Source organism: Pseudomonas sp. HY13-MNA-CIBAN-0226 (assembly GCF_040310305.1).
Lineage (GTDB): Bacteria > Pseudomonadota > Gammaproteobacteria > Pseudomonadales > Pseudomonadaceae > Aquipseudomonas > Aquipseudomonas gregormendelii.
This window is the reverse complement of the sequence record NZ_JBEOPS010000501.1, coordinates 1-247: the sequence shown is the minus strand read 5'-3', so window position 1 is coordinate 247 and position 247 is coordinate 1. Positions and strand designations below refer to the sequence as shown.

Annotated in this window: 1 protein-coding gene; it reads left to right on the top strand. The window is 65.6% G+C overall.

Features of this window, described 5'->3' with window-relative positions; all coding sequences use genetic code 11:
- Positions 1 to 19: 19 nt before the first annotated feature.
- On the top strand, positions 20 to 247 hold a 228-nt coding region (locus AAEZ05_RS29665), incomplete at its 3' end, for an FAD-dependent oxidoreductase (protein WP_350650211.1).

Below are 247 nucleotides of genomic sequence, written 5' to 3'. Positions count from 1 at the left end.
CGGTAGAACGAGGCCTCCCATGACTGTTCCCATCGCGATCATTGGTACCGGCATCGCCGGTCTCTCCGCCGCCCGAGCGTTACAAGACGCCGGGCACGCAGTACAACTTTTCGATAAAAGCCGCGGCAGCGGTGGCCGCATGTCCAGCAAGCGCAGCGACGCCGGCGCGCTGGACATGGGCGCGCAATACTTCACCGCCCGCGACCGGCGCTTCGTCAACGAAGTGCAGCGCTGGCAGAGCAACGGC